Here is a 16,653-nt window from a genome sequence, read left to right on the forward strand (position 1 = left end):
CCGTTTTCCGGCTTACGAGGCCGTTACTGCCATGACAGATTCCGACGTTAAAGCACCAAAAATCGAATTTCCGTGTGCCGATTATCCGATCAAGATCATCTGCGATACCGGCGCGGGCAACAAAGACAAAGCCATCGAGATCGTTGGCAAACACGCCAAGATCAACGATGAGCGTGTGGACGAGCGCCAGAGCAGCAACGGCAAGTACACCACCGTGCAGCTGCATATCCTCGCCACCGATCAGGATCAGCTCTACAACATCAACAGCGAGCTGCGGGCCACAGGTTTCGTGCACATGGTGCTGTGATGGGCGAGCGTCTGGGCTTTCGCGATCTCGGATTGATCGACTACGAGCCTACCTGGCAAGCCATGCAACGCTTCACGGACGGCCGCACTCGCGAGACGCCCGATGAAGTGTGGCTGGTCCAGCATCCCCCGGTTTTCACCCAGGGGCAGTCTGGCAAACCCGAGCATCTCCTCCTTCCGGGTGATATTCCGGTGGTACAGGTCGATCGCGGTGGCCAAGTGACTTATCATGGGCCCGGTCAACTGGTGGCGTATCTGCTGCTGGATGTGCGTCGCCTTGGGTTCGGCGTGCGCGAACTGGTCACCCGGATCGAGCACAGCCTGATCGAGCTGCTGGCCAGTTATGGCGTCACGGCAGCCGCCAAACCCGAAGCGCCGGGGGTCTATGTCGACGGGGCGAAGATTGCCTCTCTGGGCCTTCGTATCCGCAACGGTTGTTCCTTCCATGGTTTGGCGCTCAACGTCGACATGGATCTGGACCCGTTTAAACGGATTAATCCCTGCGGGTATGCGGGGCTGGCGATGACCCAGCTGCGTGAACAGGCAGGCCCGATTGAATTTGCCGAGGTTAGTGCCCGGCTGCGTGCGCAGCTCGTCAAACACCTCGACTACGCTGAGCAGACGACCCTAACGGGCGGAATCGATTGATATGACTACTGCGCATGAGACGGCCGATGCCGTGCAAACCCTGATCCCCACTGTGAACGTGGTCACACCTGAGCGTGCGGCGCGTCCGAAAGTTGAAGCGGGTGTAAAGCTGCGTGGCGCGGAAAAAGTGGCGCGCATCCCGGTGAAGATCATTCCTACGGTTGATCTGCCGAAGAAACCGGACTGGATTCGCGTCCGCATCCCGGTTTCTCCCGAGGTTGATCGCATCAAGGCCCTGCTGCGCAAACACAAGCTGCACAGCGTGTGCGAAGAGGCGTCCTGCCCGAACCTGGGCGAGTGCTTCTCCGGTGGCACCGCGACCTTCATGATCATGGGCGACATCTGTACCCGTCGCTGCCCGTTCTGCGACGTTGGCCATGGTCGTCCGAAAGCACTGGACGTGGACGAGCCGAAGAATTTGGCTGTTGCCATCGCTGACCTGAAACTCAAGTACGTCGTGATCACTTCGGTGGACCGCGATGACCTGCGTGACGGCGGTGCTCAGCACTTCGCCGACTGCATCCGCGAAATTCGCGAGCTGTCGCCGAACGTGCAGTTGGAGACCCTGGTTCCGGATTACCGTGGCCGTATGGACATCGCGCTGGAAATCACCGCAGCGACGCCGCCAGACGTGTTCAACCACAACCTGGAAACCGTGCCGCGTCTGTACAAGGCCGCGCGTCCGGGTTCGGACTACCAATGGTCGCTGACCCTGCTCAAGCGCTTCAAGGAAATGGTCCCGCACGTACCGACCAAATCCGGCCTGATGCTGGGCCTGGGCGAAACCGACGAAGAAGTGATCGAAGTGATGCAGCGCATGCGCGAGCACAACATCGACATGCTGACTCTGGGCCAGTACCTGCAACCGTCCCGTAACCACCTGCCGGTTCAGCGCTTCGTGCACCCGGATACCTTCGCCTGGTTCGCCGAGGAAGGTTACAAGATGGGCTTCAAGAACGTCGCATCGGGGCCGCTGGTGCGTTCCTCGTACCATGCTGACGAACAGGCCAAGCTGACCAAGTCGTTGCTGACCGCGGGCTGACTTTTCTCGGTATTGCACGCAATAGAAAAAGGGCCGGATAGCGATATCCGGCCCTTTTTTTCGTGCATGACAAACGAACTGTAGGAGCGCGCTTGCCCGCGATGGCGATCGTTCGGATAGCCTGACGTGCCTGACACACCGCTATCGCGGGCAAGCGCGCTCCTACAAAGAGTCTCTTCAGGGTTTACGCAAACTCTCCAACAACTCCTGCGTCGGGTAACCGTCCGCTGGCCAGCCAAATGACTGCTGGGCGCTACGAATGGCTTTGCGGGTATTAGCGCCGATAATGCCGTCTGGCGCGCCTGCGTCATATTGACGGGCCGAGAGCAGGGTTTGCAGTTCGATGCGCTCAGTGCGGCTCAGAGGACGATCTCCGCGTGGCCACTGGCCAATCACATAACCGCCGCCCGTGAATCGCTCAGACAACAGCCCAATGCCCAGCCCGTAGGACGACGAATTGTTGTACTTGAGGATCGCCCGAAAGTTATCCATTACCAGAAATGCCGGGCCTTTATAGCCCGCCGGCAGCAAGAGTGCCGCCTGCTGTTGCAACAGGTTGGCGGGGAGGGGAGCGCCGTTGGGCAGCTTCAGACCCAACTGCTGCCACTCAGCGATGGTTTTGCGGGTAGACGCATCGGCCATGGCGTAGTCGAAGCCTTGCCGCAGTTGCACCTCAAAACCCCAAGGCTGGCCTTTCTGCCAACCCGAGCTTTGCAGGTAGTGCGCAGTAGAGGCCAAGGCATCGACGGGCGAATTCCAGATGTCGCGTCGGCCATCGCCATCGAAGTCCACGGCATGGGTGTTGTACGTCGTGGGAATGAACTGCGTCTGCCCCATCGCCCCGGCCCAGGAGCCGAGCATGTTCGGCGCATCGATGTCGCCGTGCTGAATGATTTGCAGCGCGGCGATCAGTTGATCCTGCGCGAACTGAGGACGGCGTCCTTCATAGGCCAGCGTCGCCAGCGAGCGGATCACCGATTGGGTGCCCTGGAACTGGCCGAAGCTGCTTTCCATGCCCCACACGGCGATCAGTGCCTGACGATCAACGCCATAACGCTGCTCGATGGCGTTCAGAGCGTCAGCGTACTGCGCAAGCAAGCCCTGGCCCTTGCGCACACGCACAGCCGATATGGCGCCGTCGAGGTATTCCCAGACCGGGCGCGTGAATTCAGGTTGGCTGCGATCGGCTTTGACCACGCTCATGTCCGGCGTCACGCCCGCGAAGGCACTGTCGAAGATGTCCGGGCGAATGCCCGCGCTCAACGCCTGATTGCGAAACATGGATTGCCATTCGGCGAAGCTCATGGCCGGCTGGATTTCAAAATTGGTGTCGTCGGGAGCGGCCACAGCGCTGGAAGGCGTGGGCGCAGCTTTCGCGACGTTCAGAGGGGCGGCTTGAAGCGGGGTGGCGACGGCAGCGGTGGGTTGCTCCGCACAGGCGACCAGTACGAAGAGACTGGAGGCGGCGATCAATTGGCGGACATGCCAACGACGGGGAAAACTAAAGGGCATTCTGGGGTCCACAGGGATAAACCGTAAGGTGCAGACCTTACCATGTCGGCCCTGTCGGCGGGGTGCCGGTCAGTCACCTGAAATGTTTCAAGCTGCCATAACGGAAGAAGCCTCCCAATCTCTCGACTGGAAGGCTTCGCGGCGGTAGCTGCCTTTGCCCTTGGAGGGTTGTTCCTGACGGCTGCGGAACAGGGGCTGGGCAATGATGGATTTGGCCTTGTTCGGCCGCTTTTTGGCTTTGCTCATGGCGATACTCTCTTTGGGTAGGGGGAAGCGGCGGGAATGATGCGACTGATCGAAGCGGGCGTCTAATTGATCTGTGCTATCACCGGAGCGAACGCCTTTGTAGGAGCGCGCTTGCCCGCGATGGCAATTGTTCAGACGATCTGACGTTGTCTGACACACCGATATCGCGGGCAAGCGCGCTCCTACGGGGGGGGCGATCTATTCCGACGGCAACGCCAATCGCTGGCCGGCCATCTGGATCGACAATCGGCTGAGGCTGTTCCACACCGATCCTTGCGCCTGACCCTTGATCTGCGCGTCGATGTGTTGAGCGTCCAGCAACAGCTGTGCCCAGCGTCGGGCGGAGTGGCGTTGCAGGGCCTTGCTCATCAGCGGTTTGCGCTTGTCCCAGATGGGCGGGCGGGCCTGGCTGAAGGCTTTGTCCAGCGGCACGCCTTGGCTGAACTGCAACGCCAGGTTCGCCAGCACCCGCAGCTCCCGAGACAGTGCCCAGAGAATCACCGGCGGCTCCACGCCTTCCCCGCGCAGGCCTTCCAGCATCCGTAGCGCGTGTGACGCTTCGCCATTGAGGATCGCGTCGGTCAGCCCAAACACGTCGAAGCGCGCACTGTCCGCCACGGCTGCCTGCACGGTTTCGACGGTAATCTGGCCTTGCTCGGCCATCAGTTTAAGCTTTTCGATTTCCTGAGCGGCCGCCAGAAGGTTGCCTTCCACGCGAGCAGCGATCAGCTCCACCGCGTCGGGGCTGGCGGCCAGCCCGGCCTGCGCCAGGCGCTGTCGAATCCATTGCGGCAACTGGCTGGCATCCACCGGCCAGATCTGCACGAACTGGGTTTGCGGTCCCTCGACCAGCGCTTTGCCCCATTTGGTCTTCTGCGCAGCACCGTCCAGCTTGGGGAGGCTGATCAACAGCAAGGTGTCTTCAGCCGGACGACCGCAGTATTCCAGTAACGCGGCGGCGCCTTTGTCCCCCGGTTTGCCGGATGGCAGGCGCAGCTCCAGCAGACGACGTTCGGCGAACAGCGACATGCTGGCCCCGGCTTGCAGCAGGGTGCCCCAATCGAAACTCGAATCGGCGCTGAAGACCTGACGCTCATCAAAACCCTGCTGACGGGCAGCAGAACGGATGGCGTCGCAGGCTTCCTGGCATTGCAGCGGGTCGTCGCCGCTGACGATGTAGACAGGCGACAACGCACCTTGAAGGTGTTTGGAAAGCTGGGCGGGGGCGAGTTTCATGGGTCAGAAATGATCAGGGCCGGCGAACCGGCCCTGATGCCATCACTTGGACGGGATTTCGATCGGAGACTGTTGAGGCGTCTCGTCGCGAACACGTTGAGCGGCGGCTTCGGCATCGGCCTGGGCACGAGCGGCGGCGTCAGCCTTGGCTTGCAGTTCGTCCAGACGCTGCGGCGACAGCTGCTGCAGGCGGGCAATCAGCTTCTGCACCAGGTCGCTGCGCATTTCCTTGCGGATCTGCTCGGCTTCCTGGTCGGAACCGATCAGGTTGTTGCCGTCATGCACATAGGTCTTGGTGGACTGTACGTTGTCATCGAGCAGCAGGACGTTTTTGGTGCCGTGGATTTCGTATTTCACCACGGTGGTCAGCTCATACTCGGCCGAGTTGCCGGAACCTGCGTAACTGGCGGTGCGCTGGGTCTCGTCCTCACGGGCCAGGAACAGCTTGTACTGAGCACCGGTGTAGACGTGCACGCCGCTGTTGGTCAGGGTGTTTTTCAACTCAGTGACCACCTGGCCGTAGACGTCGCGGGCGCTCACGTCCAGCTCCTTGATCGACAAGGCGTTGGTGCCAGTGCCGCGCAGCTGGAAACCGCAGGCGCTCAGCAATACCGCGAGGCCCATTACCAGCAGATTGCGTTTGATCATCTTGTTGCTCCCCTTGAATCCGTTTGAGCCCGAAGTGCGGGCTCTGGAGGTGTGTTGGGCGCCTGACGGTGTCAGGCGCCTGATCCAATCAGCTGGCGACGATGTTCACCAGTTTGCCGGGTACGACGATCACTTTGCGAATCGTCAGACCGTCGATGAAGCGCAGCACGTTTTCGTTGGTCCGTGCAGCGGCTTCGACGTCCTCGCGACTGGCACTGGCAGGCATTTCGATCTGACCGCGCAGCTTGCCGTTGACCTGTACCACCAGTTGCAGCGTGTCTTGCACCAGCGCGGACTCATCCACCACTGGCCAGCCTGCGTCGATCACCGGATCGGCGTGACCCAGCGCGTTCCACAGTTCATGGCTGATGTGCGGCGTGATCGGAGCGAGCAACAGGGCGACGGTTTCCAGACCCTCCTGCAACAGCGCACGATCCTGTTCCGACGCCTGCGGTGCTTTTTCCAGCACGTTCATCAGCGTCATTACCTGAGCAATGGCGGTGTTGAATTTGTGGTGCTGACCCACATCCTGACCGGCTTGCTTGATGGCCAGGTGGATGGCACGGCGCACGGCTTTTTGATCGTCGCTCAGTGTTGTTTTGTCCAGCGCGCCCGGCAGGCCAGCGGTGACGTGGGCCTGGCCCAGACGCCACACGCGCTTGAGGAAACGGTGCGAACCTTCGACGCCGGAGTCGGACCATTCCAGGCTCATGTCAGGCGGCGAGGCGAACATCATGAACAGACGGCAGGTGTCGGCGCCGTACTGATCGATCATCGATTGCGGGTCAACGCCGTTGTTCTTCGACTTGGCCATCTTCTCGATGCCGCCGATTTCCACCGGCAGGCCATCGGCGATCAGCTTGGCGCCGATGATCTTGGCCTTGCTGTCGCGTTCGAATTCAACGTCAGCCGGGTTGAACCAGGTTTTGCTGCCGTTGGCTTCGAGACGGTAGAACGTCTCGGCAACGACCATGCCCTGGGTCAGCAGATTCTTGAACGGTTCGTTGGAGCTCACCAGACCTTCGTCGCGCATCAGTTTGTGGAAGAAGCGCGCGTACAGCAGGTGCAGGATCGCGTGTTCGATACCGCCAATGTATTGATCGACCGGCAGCCAGTGGTTCGCGGCTTTCGGGTCGACCATGCCGCCTTCGTAATGAGGCGAGGCGTAGCGGGCGAAGTACCACGACGACTCCACGAAGGTGTCCATGGTGTCGGTTTCGCGCTTGGCCGGTGCGCCGCATTTCGGGCAGCTGCACTCGTAGAATTCAGGCATGCGCGCCAGTGGCGAACCTGCGCCGTCCGGTACGACGTCTTCCGGCAGCTTGACGGGCAACTGGTCTTCAGGGACCGGCACGTCGCCGCAGGTGTCGCAGTGGATGATCGGGATCGGGCAGCCCCAGTAACGCTGACGGCTGATGCCCCAGTCGCGCAGGCGGAACTGAGTGCGCGACTTGCCGAGGTCTTTCTTGGCCAGTGCGGCTTCGATGGCGTCGAAGGCGCCAGCAAAGTCCAGACCGTCGAACTCGCCGGAGTTGATCAGCACGCCGTGCTCGTTGTATGCGTCCTGCCAAGGCGCAGGGGTTTCATCGCCCGCGCTGGTGCGCACCACCGGTTTGACCGGCAGGTTGTACTTGGTGGCGAATTCGAAATCGCGCTCGTCGTGAGCAGGGACGGCCATGACCGCGCCGTCGCCGTAGTGCATCAGCACGTAGTTGGCGACCCACACTGGCAGCTTCTCGCCGGTCAGTGGGTGCTCGACGAACAGAGAAGTCGGCAGGCCTTTCTTTTCCTGCGTGGCGACGTCAGCTTCCGCAACGCTGCCGCTTTTGCATTCGTGGATGAAGGCTTGCAGCTCAGGATTGTTCTGCGAAGCCAGGGTCGCCAGCGGGTGCTCGGCGGCCACGGCCACGTAGGTCGCGCCCATCAGGGTGTCGGCGCGGGTGGTGAAGACTTTCAGGGCACCGGCTTCGCCGATGGAGGCCTGGTCGTACGGGAACTGCACTTCCATGCCGCGAGATTTGCCGATCCAGTTGCGCTGCATGGTCTTGACCTGTTCAGGCCAGCCCGGCAACTCGTCGAGGCTCTCCAGCAGCTCATCGGCGTAGGCCGTGATCTTGAAGTAGTACATCGGGATTTCGCGCTTTTCGATCACCGCGCCAGAACGCCAGCCGCGGCCGTCGATCACTTGCTCGTTGGCCAGAACGGTCTGATCGACCGGGTCCCAGTTCACGGTGCCGTTCTTGCGGTAGATCACGCCTTTTTCGAACAGGCGCGTGAACAGCCATTGTTCCCAGCGGTAGTAATCAGGCTTGCAGGTGGTGACTTCGCGGGACCAATCGATCGCCAGGCCCAGGCTCTTGAGCTGGGTCTTCATGTAGGCGATGTTTTCGTAGGTCCACTTGGCCGGCGCCACGTTGTTCTTCATCGCGGCGTTTTCTGCCGGCATGCCGAACGCATCCCAACCCATCGGCTGCAGCACGTTCTTGCCCTGCATGCGCTGATAGCGGGCGATCACGTCACCAATGGTGTAGTTGCGCACGTGCCCCATGTGTAGCTTGCCGCTAGGGTAAGGGAACATCGACAGGCAGTAGTACGTGTCCTTGCCTGGCTGTTCACTGACTTCAAAAGACTTTTGCTCTTCCCAGAAGGTCTGGGCGGCGGCTTCGATTTCGCGGGGCTGATAGAGTTCGTGCATGGCTACTTTTGACTAGAGATTGGTGACCCTTGACCGCTTCGCTGCCGTCCCGGACTGGAGGGGCGTCACGTGTCAGGCTGTGCCTTTGCCAACGCGACGGGTTCGAACCCGGAGGAGCGGAAGTGGAATAACAGGAAGCGCCGTAGCATACATGAGGGCAGACTATCGAGGGAAACCTTTGATTGCATGGTCAGGGCCCCCGAACCCCCGTCATTCGCCGTTGGTCGCGGCATCGCGCCGGTTTTTGCAGTGCCGCTAAGCTCATTGTCGAGGGTATGTGTTTATCTTCAGTGAGGTGAACGGATGGCAGAGCTGCGGCACCAAGTAGAGAAACCTGATCTGTATGACCGTTTGATTGATCGTCTGGGGCTGGCCCTGGACATGGCGAAAACAGCAGTCCGGCTTCGCAATGAGTACCCCACCGAACTGGAACTCCGTGGTTTGAGTCAGGCCGAGTTTCAGTTGATCGAGGCCTATCTGGATCGCAAGGACGTCGTTGTAAGAGAGGAATCACCGAACATCAAGAAAGGGAGTCTCAGCAGTTCCCGGGAGCCTTCGGAGTCGGCCCGCGGCCCGCAACTTTCAACCAATGTCATCTGGTTGAAGGACCAGCGTCGCGCCAAGGTGTCGGCAAAGTTGAGTCGCTACAGTTCCAGCAAACATTTCAAGCGGTAACGTTTACGGGTCCCAATCCCGTCTGATTAAGCATTGTTGCTTAGCGTCAATCCTTCTAGGCTTCGGGCATCTTCTGGAGATGCCCGATGCCTTTTCGTTACGCCATCAAGAACCTGCTCCTGCCGCCCGGCATCTTTCTGCTGCTCCTCTTATTCGCCTGGTGGCTGAGAACGGCCAGGCCACGGTTGGCGCGAGTGCTGTTTGTGATCGGCTTCGGTGGACTGCTGTTGACCAGCCTGCCGGTGGTGGTGGAGTGGACGGCTAAAGGCATCGAACGCATTCCGCCCCTGCAACAGGACCAGTGGGCAAACCTCGCCCAGCACGCTGACGCTATCGTGGTGCTCGGTTCCGGCCGTGAGCGCAACGACCCCAGTTGGGGCCGTGATATCCCGACGGGAACGGCCCTTGAACGGATGCGGTATGCGGCGCGTTTGTCCAAGGCCTCTGGCCTGCCGATTTTGACCACGGGCGGGTTGCATTACGGCGAGCCGCCGAGTGAAGCAGCGATCATGGCCGATTCGTTGCGCGACGATTTTGGAGTGACTGCCCGCTGGCAAGAAGGCGAGAGCCGGACCACGTGGGAAAACGCGACGATGACGGCGGCCGTGTTGCAGCCCTTGGGGATCAAACGAGTGGTCGTGGTGACGCAGGCCTGGCACATGCCGCGTTCGGTCTGGAGCTTTGAAAAGGCCGGTTTTGCGGTCGTGCCCGCGCCTGTCGGCTTTTTGAGCACGGACAACGCCAGACCCTTTGGTGGCTGGCTGCCAGAGTCCAAAGCCGTCTGGCAGATGGGCCAGTTGATCAATGAAGCGGCCGGGCTGGTGGGGTATCGGGTGTTTTATCGCTGACTTGAGTGCCCCGCGACTTTTGTAGGAGGAGCCGGCTTGCTGGCGAAAGCAGTGTGTCATCCAAAGTTGTTGCGTCTGGCACTCCGCTTTCGCTAGCAAGCCGGCTCCCACAAGGGAGCCGAGTTCTGGTCCTGCATCAAACCGTCTTGGAAATTCGGCTCGCGAGCAGCGCCCAGCCAATCAACAACACCGACAGAATGATCAGTGGCCACGAACGCCAGTGCAGGTACGGCGTCAGGTTGTGCATCGGGGTGACTTCGCCGTACATCACCGCCCGTTCGAACTGCGGAACGGTGGTGGTGATCTTGCCGAACGGGTCGATCAGTGCGCTTTTGCCATTGTTGGTGGCACGGATCATCCAGCGACCGGCCTCCAGCGCGCGCATCTGCGCCATCTGCAAGTGCTGCAGCGGGCCTATGGACGTGCCGAACCACGTGTCGTTGCTCACCGTCAGCAGCAGATCGCTCTGGGCGGAAAGGCTGGCGGCGAATTCGGGGTAGACGACCTCGTAACAAATGAACGGCGCGATCTGGTAACCCTTGGCCTGCAACAATGCCTGTTCGGCCGGGCCGCGTGCAAAGTCGGACATCGGCAGGTCGAAGAACGTGATCAGCCCGCGCAGCAGGTCCTGCAATGGCACGTACTCACCGAACGGCACCAGTTTCTGTTTCAGGTAGGTGCCGTCGCCTTCGCCGGTGACGGTGATGGCGTTGTAATAACGGAATTCGCCACGCCCGCCTTTCTGCCGCAGCGGCACGCCTGTGATCAGTGCTGAATCCCGATCTGCAGCAAACTTGCCCATCATCGTCAGGTAGCCCTCGACGGACTCTTTGAGCACCGGGACAGCGGTTTCCGGCCAAACGATCAGGTCGGCTTTTTGGGACGTGAACGTCATGTCGCGGTACAGGGCCAACTGAGCGTTCAGCGCAGCCGGGTCCCATTTCATGCTTTGTTCGACGTTCCCCTGCATCGCAGCAACTTTCAACGGCGCGCCTAAAGGTTCGGTCCAGGCATGGCTTTTCAGCGCCAGGCCCACAGCCCAAGGCGCCAGCAGCAGAGCGATGCCAGCAGCGAAGAAGCTTTTGCGTGCACGCAGTCGAGGCAGGTTGCACAGCAGGGCAGCAGTCAGCGCGAGGCTGAACGAAATCAACCACATGCCCCCCAATGGCGCCAGACCTTTCAGCGGGCCATCGAGTTGGCTGTAACCGGAATAGAGCCAAGGAAAGCCTGTGAGGAACCAGCCGCGAAACATTTCTTGACCGAACCACAGCGCAGCGAACGCCAGCGCATCGGCCAAAGGCGCTTCGTTGCGGCGAATCCAGCGAGCCCAGAGCCAGGCGGGCAGGGCGAAGAAGAAGGCGACAGAAGCGCAGAACAGCACCATCAGGAACCCGGCGAGCCAGACCGGCGCCTCGCCGTACGTGTGAATGCTGACGTAGATCCAGCTGGTGCCGCCGCCAAATAGACCGAATCCGTACGACCAGCCCCGCCACAACGCCTGACGAGGTGTCAGGTCGCGCAACCCGAGGTAGAAAACCACCAGCGCGACAATCGCCAGTGGCCAGATATCGAACGGCGCCAGGGCCAGGGTGACGAGTGCGCCAGCCGCCACGGCCAGCAGGTTACCGGGCCAGCCGGGGCGGGTGATCCAGCGCATTTACATTCCTTATGACAAACGGATACGACGTTACGAGCGCGAAATCGGACTCAGGCGCAGCAGGTGAATCCGGCGGCTGTCCGCGTTCAGGATGCGGAAACGATACGCGCCGATTTCGGTGATTTCATTACGCTTGGGCAGGTGCCCGAACGCATTCATCACCAGACCGCCGACCGTGTCGAATTCATCGTCAGAGAACTCGCTGTCGAAAAACTCGTTGAAGCTGTCGATGGGGGTGAGCGCCTTGACCAGGAAGTCGCCGCTGGGCAGCGGTTTGATGTAGCTGTCTTCCTCGACGTCGTGTTCGTCCTCGATGTCGCCGACGATCTGTTCCAACACGTCTTCGATGGTCACCAGACCCGCCACGCCGCCGTATTCGTCGATGACGATGGCCATGTGGTTGTGATTGGCGCGGAATTCACGCAATAGCACGTTCAGGCGCTTGGACTCCGGCACGAACGTCGCCGGACGCAGCAGGCTCTTGATGTCGCCGACGTCGCCGTTTTCCTTGAGGATCAAGGGCAGCAGGTCTTTGGCCAGCAATACGCCGAGGACGTCATCGTGGCTTTCGCCAATCACGGGGTAGCGAGAGTGGGCGGAATCGATCACGGCCGGGAGCAGCTCGCGAAGGCTCTGGCTTGCCTTGATGCTGACCATCTGAGAGCGCGGGACCATGATGTCCCGGACCTGGAGGTCAGCCACCTGAATGGCGCCTTCGGCGATGGCCAGCGCTTCGCTGTCCAGCAATTTGTTCTGATGGGCTTCGCGCAGCAGCTCTAGCAGCTCCTGGCGGTTCTTCGGCTCATGGGCAAATGCCTGGGTCAGTTTGCCCAACCATGACTTTTGCCCGTTGCTCGATCGGTCTTCGCTCATAGCCCTTACTCGTGGTCCTTGCCTGGTGTTTCTGTAGGTGGTGTGTCGACGATTTCGTCGTCGGCGTAGGGATCGGGGTAGCCCAGCTCTGCAAGCAACTCCCGTTCCAGTGTTTCCATTTCTTCGGCTTCGTCATCGTCGATGTGATCGTAGCCCAACAAATGCAGACAACCATGGATGGTGAGGTGCGCCCAGTGTGCGTCCAGCGCCTTGCCCTGTTCGGCAGCCTCGCGGGTCACGACCGGCACGCAGATCACCAGGTCACCCAGCAACGGAATGTCGAGGAGTTCGTCAGGCACGTCCGCGGGAAAGGACAGCACGTTGGTGGCGTAGTCTTTGTGACGCCAGGTGTGGTTCAGTTCCCGGCCTTCAGCCTCGTCGACCAGGCGAATGGTCATTTCCGAGTCGGCGACGCGCTGGCGCAGGCCCATCTCACACCAAAGGCGGAACTGGGCTTCGCTGGGGGCGCTGGCTTCACTCGCGACTTGCAGATCCAGCTCAAGCATCGCGGCGGTATTCCCGAGGGGCACTTTGCTCGTTGCGCTCCTCGAAGCGCTCGTAGGCTTCGACGATGCGTTGCACCAATGGATGGCGCACGACGTCCTTGGGCTTGAAGTGAGTGAAACTGATGCCCGGCACGTCCTTGAGCACTTCGATGACATGATTCAGCCCGGATTTGGTGCCTTTCGGCAGGTCGATCTGGGTGATGTCACCGGTGATCACGGCGGTGGAGCCAAAGCCAATACGGGTCAGGAACATCTTCATCTGCTCGACGGTGGTGTTCTGACTCTCGTCGAGAATGATGAAGCTGTTATTAAGGGTGCGTCCGCGCATGTAGGCCAGCGGCGCAACTTCGATCACTTGCTTTTCGATCAGCTTGGCCACGTACTCAAAGCCCAGCATCTCGTAAAGCGCGTCGTAGAGCGGTCGCAGGTACGGGTCGATCTTCTGCGCCAGATCGCCGGGCAGGAAACCGAGCTTTTCGCCTGCTTCAACCGCCGGACGCACCAGCAGGATGCGGCGAATCTGTTCGCGTTCCAGCGCATCGACGGCCGCAGCCACGGCAAGGTAAGTCTTGCCGGTACCGGCCGGGCCGATGCCGAAGTTGATGTCGTTGGCGAGGATTTCCTTCACGTACCGCTGCTGATTCAAGCCGCGTGGGCGAATCATGCCTTTCTTGGTACGCAGGGCTACGCCGACTTCGGCAGCAGGGTGGTTGTCCAGCTCTTCGACGCCAGATTCCTGCAAGAACAGGTGAACCATGTCCGGGGACAGCTCGGTACTTTTGGTTTCCCGATACAGTCGGCGTAACAGGTTTTCTGCCGAAGTGGTCTGTTTGCGCTCGCCGATCATCTCGAACTGGCCTCCGCGATTGCGGATTTCGATGTCCAGGCGCTGTTCGATCAGGCGCAAGTGCTCGTCGAATTGCCCGCACAGATTGGCGAAGCGGTGGGCCTCGATAGGTTCGAGGCTGAAACGATGTGGTTCGATAGGTGCGTTCAAAGTGGTTTTTAGCCGCCCGACGGCAATAAAGGTGAAATGAAGGATAACCCCTGTGGGCAGTGTCCGAAAGGGCTCACTTACTAATGGTTGAGTCGGCAGCCGCCATAACCTCTGTAGGAGTGAGCTTGCTCGCGATTGCCGACTGTCAGACACGGGCATGGTGGCTGAAGAAACGCAATCGCGAGCAAGCTCACTCCTACAGGGTTCGATGCAGCGTTAGATGAGGGCGTCTGGCCTTACTGCAACAACGACCCCCGCAGCGAGTGCGGTTGCGCGCTGTCGATGTAGACGTCGGCGAATTGCCCGATCAGCTTGGGGTTGTCGCAGCGGAAGTTGACGATGCGGTTGTTCTCGGTGCGCCCTTGCAGTTCGCCGGGGTCTTTCTTCGAATAGTCGGTGACCAGAATGCGCTGGACAGTGCCCGCCATTTTGCGGCTGATCTCGAAGCCCTGACGGTTGATCAGGTCCTGCAACTGCTTGAGGCGCTCTTTCTTGGTTTCTTCCGAGGTGTCATCGGCCAGATCCGCTGCCGGGGTGCCAGGGCGCGAGCTGTAGACGAACGAGTAGGAGAAGTCCATGCCGACGTCTTCTACCAGCTTCATGGTCTGCAAATGATCTTTTTCGGTCTCGCCGGGAAAGCCGACGATGAAGTCCGAGCTGATGCAAATGTCCGGCACCGCTGCACGCAGCTTGCGCAAACGGGATTTGTACTCAAGCACGGTGTGGTTGCGCTTCATCGCCGCCAGAATGCGGTCTGAACCCGACTGGACCGGCAAATGCAGATGTTTGACCAGCTCCGGCACGTCGGCGTGGGCCTGAATCAGGCTGTCGGAAAACTCCAGCGGATGCGACGTGGTGTAGCGAATGCGGTCGATGCCGTCGATGGCCGCTACCACGCGGATCAGTTCGGCGAGGTCAGCCACGCGCCCGTCGTGGGTCGTGCCGCGATAGCCGTTGACGTTCTGGCCGAGCAGCGTCACTTCACGCACGCCGTTTTCGGCGAGGTGGAAGACCTCGGTGATCACGTCATCGAAGGGCCGACTGACTTCTTCACCCCGCGTGTAAGGCACCACGCAGAACGTGCAGTATTTACTGCAGCCTTCCATGACCGAGACATAAGCGCTCGGGCCATCGACGCGAGGCTCGGGCAAATGGTCGAATTTTTCGATTTCCGGAAACGACACATCCACCTGCGGCAAGCGGGTGATGCGTGCGGCGTCGATCATGTCCGGCAGGCGGTGCAGGGTCTGGGGGCCGAACACGACATCGACGTACGGTGCCCGATCACGAATCGCCGCACCTTCCTGACTGGCGACGCAACCACCGACGGCGATCACCATCTCCGGGTTGGCAAGCTTCAGCTCGCGCCAGCGGCCAAGCTGGGAGTAGACGCGGTCCTGCGCCCGCTCGCGGATGGAGCAAGTGTTGAGCAGGATGACGTCGGCGTCTTCCGCGCGGGCGGTGACTTCCAGCGCTTGATGTTCGCCCAGCAGATCGACCATGCGCGAGCTGTCGTACTCGTTCATCTGGCAGCCGTGGGTTTCGATATAAAGCTTCTTGGCCATGCGGGTTCGGATTCATCAGGTGATTCGAAGAACCGCGCATTATAGGGACCCTGGCCTCGGGTTCCTAGCGTTGCCTAACCAGCGGCATGCTATAGTTCGCGCCCTTTTCAAAACACCGATCATTGCCTGCCTGTTATGACCAAACGCGAAGCTCCAATCTATAAGGTGATTTTTCTCAACCAGGGCCAGGTGTACGAGATGTACGCCAAGCAGATCTATCAAAGCGATCTGTGGGGGTTTCTTGAGGTTGAGGAATTCGTCTTCGGTGAGCGCACGACCGTGGTGGTAGACCCCAGCGAAGAGAAGTTGAAGCAGCAGTTCGACGGAGTGGTACGCAGCTTCGTGCCGATGCATTCGATCGTGCGTATCGATGAAGTCGAGCGAATGGGCACGGCGAAGATCAGTGAGGCGCGTCAGACTGGCAATGTCATGCCGTTCCCAATGCCGATGCCGGACAAATAAGGTCCGGCGACTCGATCAGGGTTTGCTGGTATCCGGGAAGGGCGCGAATGGCGTGCGCCCTTCGGCGGTTTGCAGCTCCAGAAGATACTTGCGGAAGATTTGCCCCAGCACTTGGGTCGCGACTTCCAGATCTTCCTTTTTCATTTGCCCCGAAACTTCGTCGGCCTGGTCGAGCGCATCTTCCGACCCGTTGACCGCCGCCATCTTCAGGACGATATAAGCCTGAATGTTATTGGCTTGCACACCCTCACCACGGAAGAACATCAGGCCCAATTGATACTGCGCCTGCGCATGGCCCTGCAATGAGGCCTGTTCGAAGTAGTTGAGTGCCTGAGTGAGGTCGCGCGGCGTGTTCTTGCCGTCGTAATAGAACTGTCCCAACTCGTATTGCGCCTGCGCATCCCCGCCTTTGGCCGCCTGCTGACACGCCGACAAGGCGGCTGGCAGGTTGTCTGGCTGGGTATTCAGGGTGCAGCGACCCACCGCTGGTATTAACAACGAGTTGCCACCTGCATTCGCCAGCAGGGGATGAAGAAGCAACAGGCAGCCCAATGCAAGGGTGCGGCCGGTGCGATTCATGGAAGTCGACTTACCTCTGAAAAAGGTGCGGGCATGCCCGTCCAGCTAAACGTGCTGGTTGCGCATTATGAAATAAGCGGGGCCTACCTTACAAAGTCTTTACTGATTTTCTGCTGCACGGGCTTGATTCGCCTGTATTCAGGGGGGCTTGAAGCGCC

At 60.2% G+C, this 16,653-nt stretch carries 17 protein-coding genes; 6 read left to right on the top strand and 11 right to left on the bottom strand.

Going from position 1 to position 16,653, the window contains the following annotated elements; all coding sequences use genetic code 11:
• Positions 1-31 precede the first annotated feature (31 nt).
• From AAEO81_RS03890 to lipA, 3 genes are read left to right on the top strand one after another with little or no spacing between them, the layout of a single operon-like run.
• Positions 32-307 carry a DUF493 domain-containing protein gene (locus tag AAEO81_RS03890; RefSeq protein WP_166597481.1) on the top strand — a complete coding sequence of 92 codons (276 nt, stop codon included), beginning with the start codon at positions 32-34 and terminating at the stop codon, positions 305-307.
• A complete protein-coding gene (gene lipB / locus AAEO81_RS03895) occupies positions 307-954 on the top strand; it encodes a lipoyl(octanoyl) transferase LipB (RefSeq protein WP_166597482.1) in 648 nt (215 codons plus the stop codon). The genes AAEO81_RS03890 and lipB overlap by 1 nt, the downstream gene beginning before the upstream one ends.
• 1 nt (position 955) lies before the next feature.
• Positions 956-1,996: a lipoyl synthase gene (gene lipA, locus AAEO81_RS03900; RefSeq protein WP_341961746.1), complete on the top strand. Its 1,041-nt coding sequence runs from the start codon at positions 956-958 to the stop codon at positions 1,994-1,996.
• A 177-nt stretch (positions 1,997-2,173) separates the two neighbouring features.
• Here lipA and AAEO81_RS03905 read toward each other — a convergent pair whose 3' ends face one another.
• The 5 genes from AAEO81_RS03905 to leuS all read right to left on the bottom strand — a co-directional run bounded on the left by AAEO81_RS03905 (position 2,174) and on the right by leuS (position 8,333).
• Positions 2,174-3,508 (bottom strand): lytic murein transglycosylase, encoded by a 1,335-nt coding sequence (locus tag AAEO81_RS03905; RefSeq protein ID WP_341961748.1) that lies wholly within the window; start codon positions 3,506-3,508, stop codon positions 2,174-2,176.
• Between the two features lie 87 nt (positions 3,509-3,595).
• Positions 3,596-3,754, bottom strand: coding sequence for an alternative ribosome rescue factor ArfA (gene arfA / locus AAEO81_RS03910; protein WP_341961750.1), 159 nt, complete (start codon positions 3,752-3,754; stop codon positions 3,596-3,598).
• Between the two features lie 198 nt (positions 3,755-3,952).
• On the bottom strand, positions 3,953-4,990 hold the full coding sequence (gene holA / locus AAEO81_RS03915; RefSeq protein ID WP_341961752.1) for a DNA polymerase III subunit delta: 1,038 nt from the start codon (positions 4,988-4,990) through the stop codon (positions 3,953-3,955).
• Between the two features lie 42 nt (positions 4,991-5,032).
• A complete protein-coding gene (gene lptE / locus AAEO81_RS03920; RefSeq protein WP_166597486.1) occupies positions 5,033-5,638 on the bottom strand; it encodes an LPS assembly lipoprotein LptE in 606 nt (201 codons plus the stop codon).
• Positions 5,639-5,726: 88 nt separating this feature from the next.
• A complete protein-coding gene (gene leuS, locus AAEO81_RS03925; protein WP_341961755.1) occupies positions 5,727-8,333 on the bottom strand; it encodes a leucine--tRNA ligase in 2,607 nt (868 codons plus the stop codon).
• 303 nt (positions 8,334-8,636) lie between these two features.
• On the opposite strand from leuS, the gene AAEO81_RS03930 reads away from it, so the two are divergent.
• A complete protein-coding gene (locus tag AAEO81_RS03930; RefSeq protein ID WP_341961756.1) occupies positions 8,637-9,008 on the top strand; it encodes a hypothetical protein in 372 nt (123 codons plus the stop codon).
• A gap of 86 nt (positions 9,009-9,094) precedes the next feature.
• On the top strand, positions 9,095-9,856 hold the full coding sequence (locus AAEO81_RS03935; protein WP_341961758.1) for a YdcF family protein: 762 nt from the start codon (positions 9,095-9,097) through the stop codon (positions 9,854-9,856).
• Positions 9,857-9,992: 136 nt separating this feature from the next.
• On the opposite strand, the gene lnt is transcribed toward AAEO81_RS03935, so the two are convergent.
• The 5 genes from lnt to miaB form a co-directional block, all read right to left on the bottom strand.
• Positions 9,993-11,513 (bottom strand): apolipoprotein N-acyltransferase, encoded by a 1,521-nt coding sequence (gene lnt, locus AAEO81_RS03940; RefSeq protein ID WP_341961760.1) that lies wholly within the window; start codon positions 11,511-11,513, stop codon positions 9,993-9,995.
• A 30-nt stretch (positions 11,514-11,543) separates the two neighbouring features.
• Positions 11,544-12,386 carry an HlyC/CorC family transporter gene (locus AAEO81_RS03945; protein WP_166597491.1) on the bottom strand — a complete coding sequence of 281 codons (843 nt, stop codon included), beginning with the start codon at positions 12,384-12,386 and terminating at the stop codon, positions 11,544-11,546.
• Between the two features lie 5 nt (positions 12,387-12,391).
• Positions 12,392-12,892, bottom strand: coding sequence for an rRNA maturation RNase YbeY (ybeY, locus tag AAEO81_RS03950; protein ID WP_341961762.1), 501 nt, complete (start codon positions 12,890-12,892; stop codon positions 12,392-12,394).
• The gene (locus AAEO81_RS03955) at positions 12,885-13,889 is read right to left on the bottom strand and encodes a PhoH family protein (RefSeq protein ID WP_166597493.1); all 1,005 of its coding nucleotides are present in this window, start codon (positions 13,887-13,889) and stop codon (positions 12,885-12,887) included. Before AAEO81_RS03955 ends, ybeY begins: the two co-directional genes overlap by 8 nt.
• Positions 13,890-14,125: 236 nt before the next feature.
• Positions 14,126-15,454, bottom strand: a complete 1,329-nt coding sequence (miaB, locus tag AAEO81_RS03960; RefSeq protein WP_166597494.1) for a tRNA (N6-isopentenyl adenosine(37)-C2)-methylthiotransferase MiaB — start codon at positions 15,452-15,454, stop codon at positions 14,126-14,128.
• 135 nt (positions 15,455-15,589) lie between these two features.
• Here miaB and AAEO81_RS03965 point away from each other — a divergent pair, with 135 nt between their 5' ends.
• Entirely contained in the window at positions 15,590-15,916 is a 327-nt protein-coding gene (locus AAEO81_RS03965) for a DUF1820 family protein (RefSeq protein WP_166597495.1), read from the top strand.
• Between the two features lie 15 nt (positions 15,917-15,931).
• Here the strand turns inward: AAEO81_RS03965 and AAEO81_RS03970 are convergent, their stop codons facing one another.
• Entirely contained in the window at positions 15,932-16,495 is a 564-nt protein-coding gene (locus tag AAEO81_RS03970) for a tetratricopeptide repeat protein (RefSeq protein WP_341961764.1), read from the bottom strand.
• Between the last annotated feature and the right edge of the window lie 158 nt (positions 16,496-16,653).

The organism is Pseudomonas sp. RC10 (genome assembly GCF_038397775.1).
Lineage (GTDB): Bacteria > Pseudomonadota > Gammaproteobacteria > Pseudomonadales > Pseudomonadaceae > Aquipseudomonas > Aquipseudomonas bambusae.

Excerpts from the sequence above, each read along its gene's own strand:
- AAEO81_RS03890 (WP_166597481.1), top strand. The coding sequence starts at position 32 with ATGACAGATTCCGACGTTAAAGCACCAAAAATCGAATTTCCGTGTGCC.
- lipB (WP_166597482.1), top strand. The coding sequence starts at position 307 with ATGGGCGAGCGTCTGGGCTTTCGCGATCTCGGATTGATCGACTACGAG.
- lipA (WP_341961746.1), top strand. The coding sequence starts at position 956 with ATGACTACTGCGCATGAGACGGCCGATGCCGTGCAAACCCTGATCCCC.
- AAEO81_RS03905 (WP_341961748.1), bottom strand. The coding sequence starts at position 3,508 with ATGCCCTTTAGTTTTCCCCGTCGTTGGCATGTCCGCCAATTGATCGCC.
- arfA (WP_341961750.1), bottom strand. The coding sequence starts at position 3,754 with ATGAGCAAAGCCAAAAAGCGGCCGAACAAGGCCAAATCCATCATTGCC.
- holA (WP_341961752.1), bottom strand. The coding sequence starts at position 4,990 with ATGAAACTCGCCCCCGCCCAGCTTTCCAAACACCTTCAAGGTGCGTTG.
- lptE (WP_166597486.1), bottom strand. The coding sequence starts at position 5,638 with ATGATCAAACGCAATCTGCTGGTAATGGGCCTCGCGGTATTGCTGAGC.
- leuS (WP_341961755.1), bottom strand. The coding sequence starts at position 8,333 with ATGCACGAACTCTATCAGCCCCGCGAAATCGAAGCCGCCGCCCAGACC.
- AAEO81_RS03930 (WP_341961756.1), top strand. The coding sequence starts at position 8,637 with ATGGCAGAGCTGCGGCACCAAGTAGAGAAACCTGATCTGTATGACCGT.
- AAEO81_RS03935 (WP_341961758.1), top strand. The coding sequence starts at position 9,095 with ATGCCTTTTCGTTACGCCATCAAGAACCTGCTCCTGCCGCCCGGCATC.
- lnt (WP_341961760.1), bottom strand. The coding sequence starts at position 11,513 with ATGCGCTGGATCACCCGCCCCGGCTGGCCCGGTAACCTGCTGGCCGTG.
- AAEO81_RS03945 (WP_166597491.1), bottom strand. The coding sequence starts at position 12,386 with ATGAGCGAAGACCGATCGAGCAACGGGCAAAAGTCATGGTTGGGCAAA.
- ybeY (WP_341961762.1), bottom strand. The coding sequence starts at position 12,892 with ATGCTTGAGCTGGATCTGCAAGTCGCGAGTGAAGCCAGCGCCCCCAGC.
- miaB (WP_166597494.1), bottom strand. The coding sequence starts at position 15,454 with ATGGCCAAGAAGCTTTATATCGAAACCCACGGCTGCCAGATGAACGAG.
- AAEO81_RS03965 (WP_166597495.1), top strand. The coding sequence starts at position 15,590 with ATGACCAAACGCGAAGCTCCAATCTATAAGGTGATTTTTCTCAACCAG.
- AAEO81_RS03970 (WP_341961764.1), bottom strand. The coding sequence starts at position 16,495 with ATGAATCGCACCGGCCGCACCCTTGCATTGGGCTGCCTGTTGCTTCTT.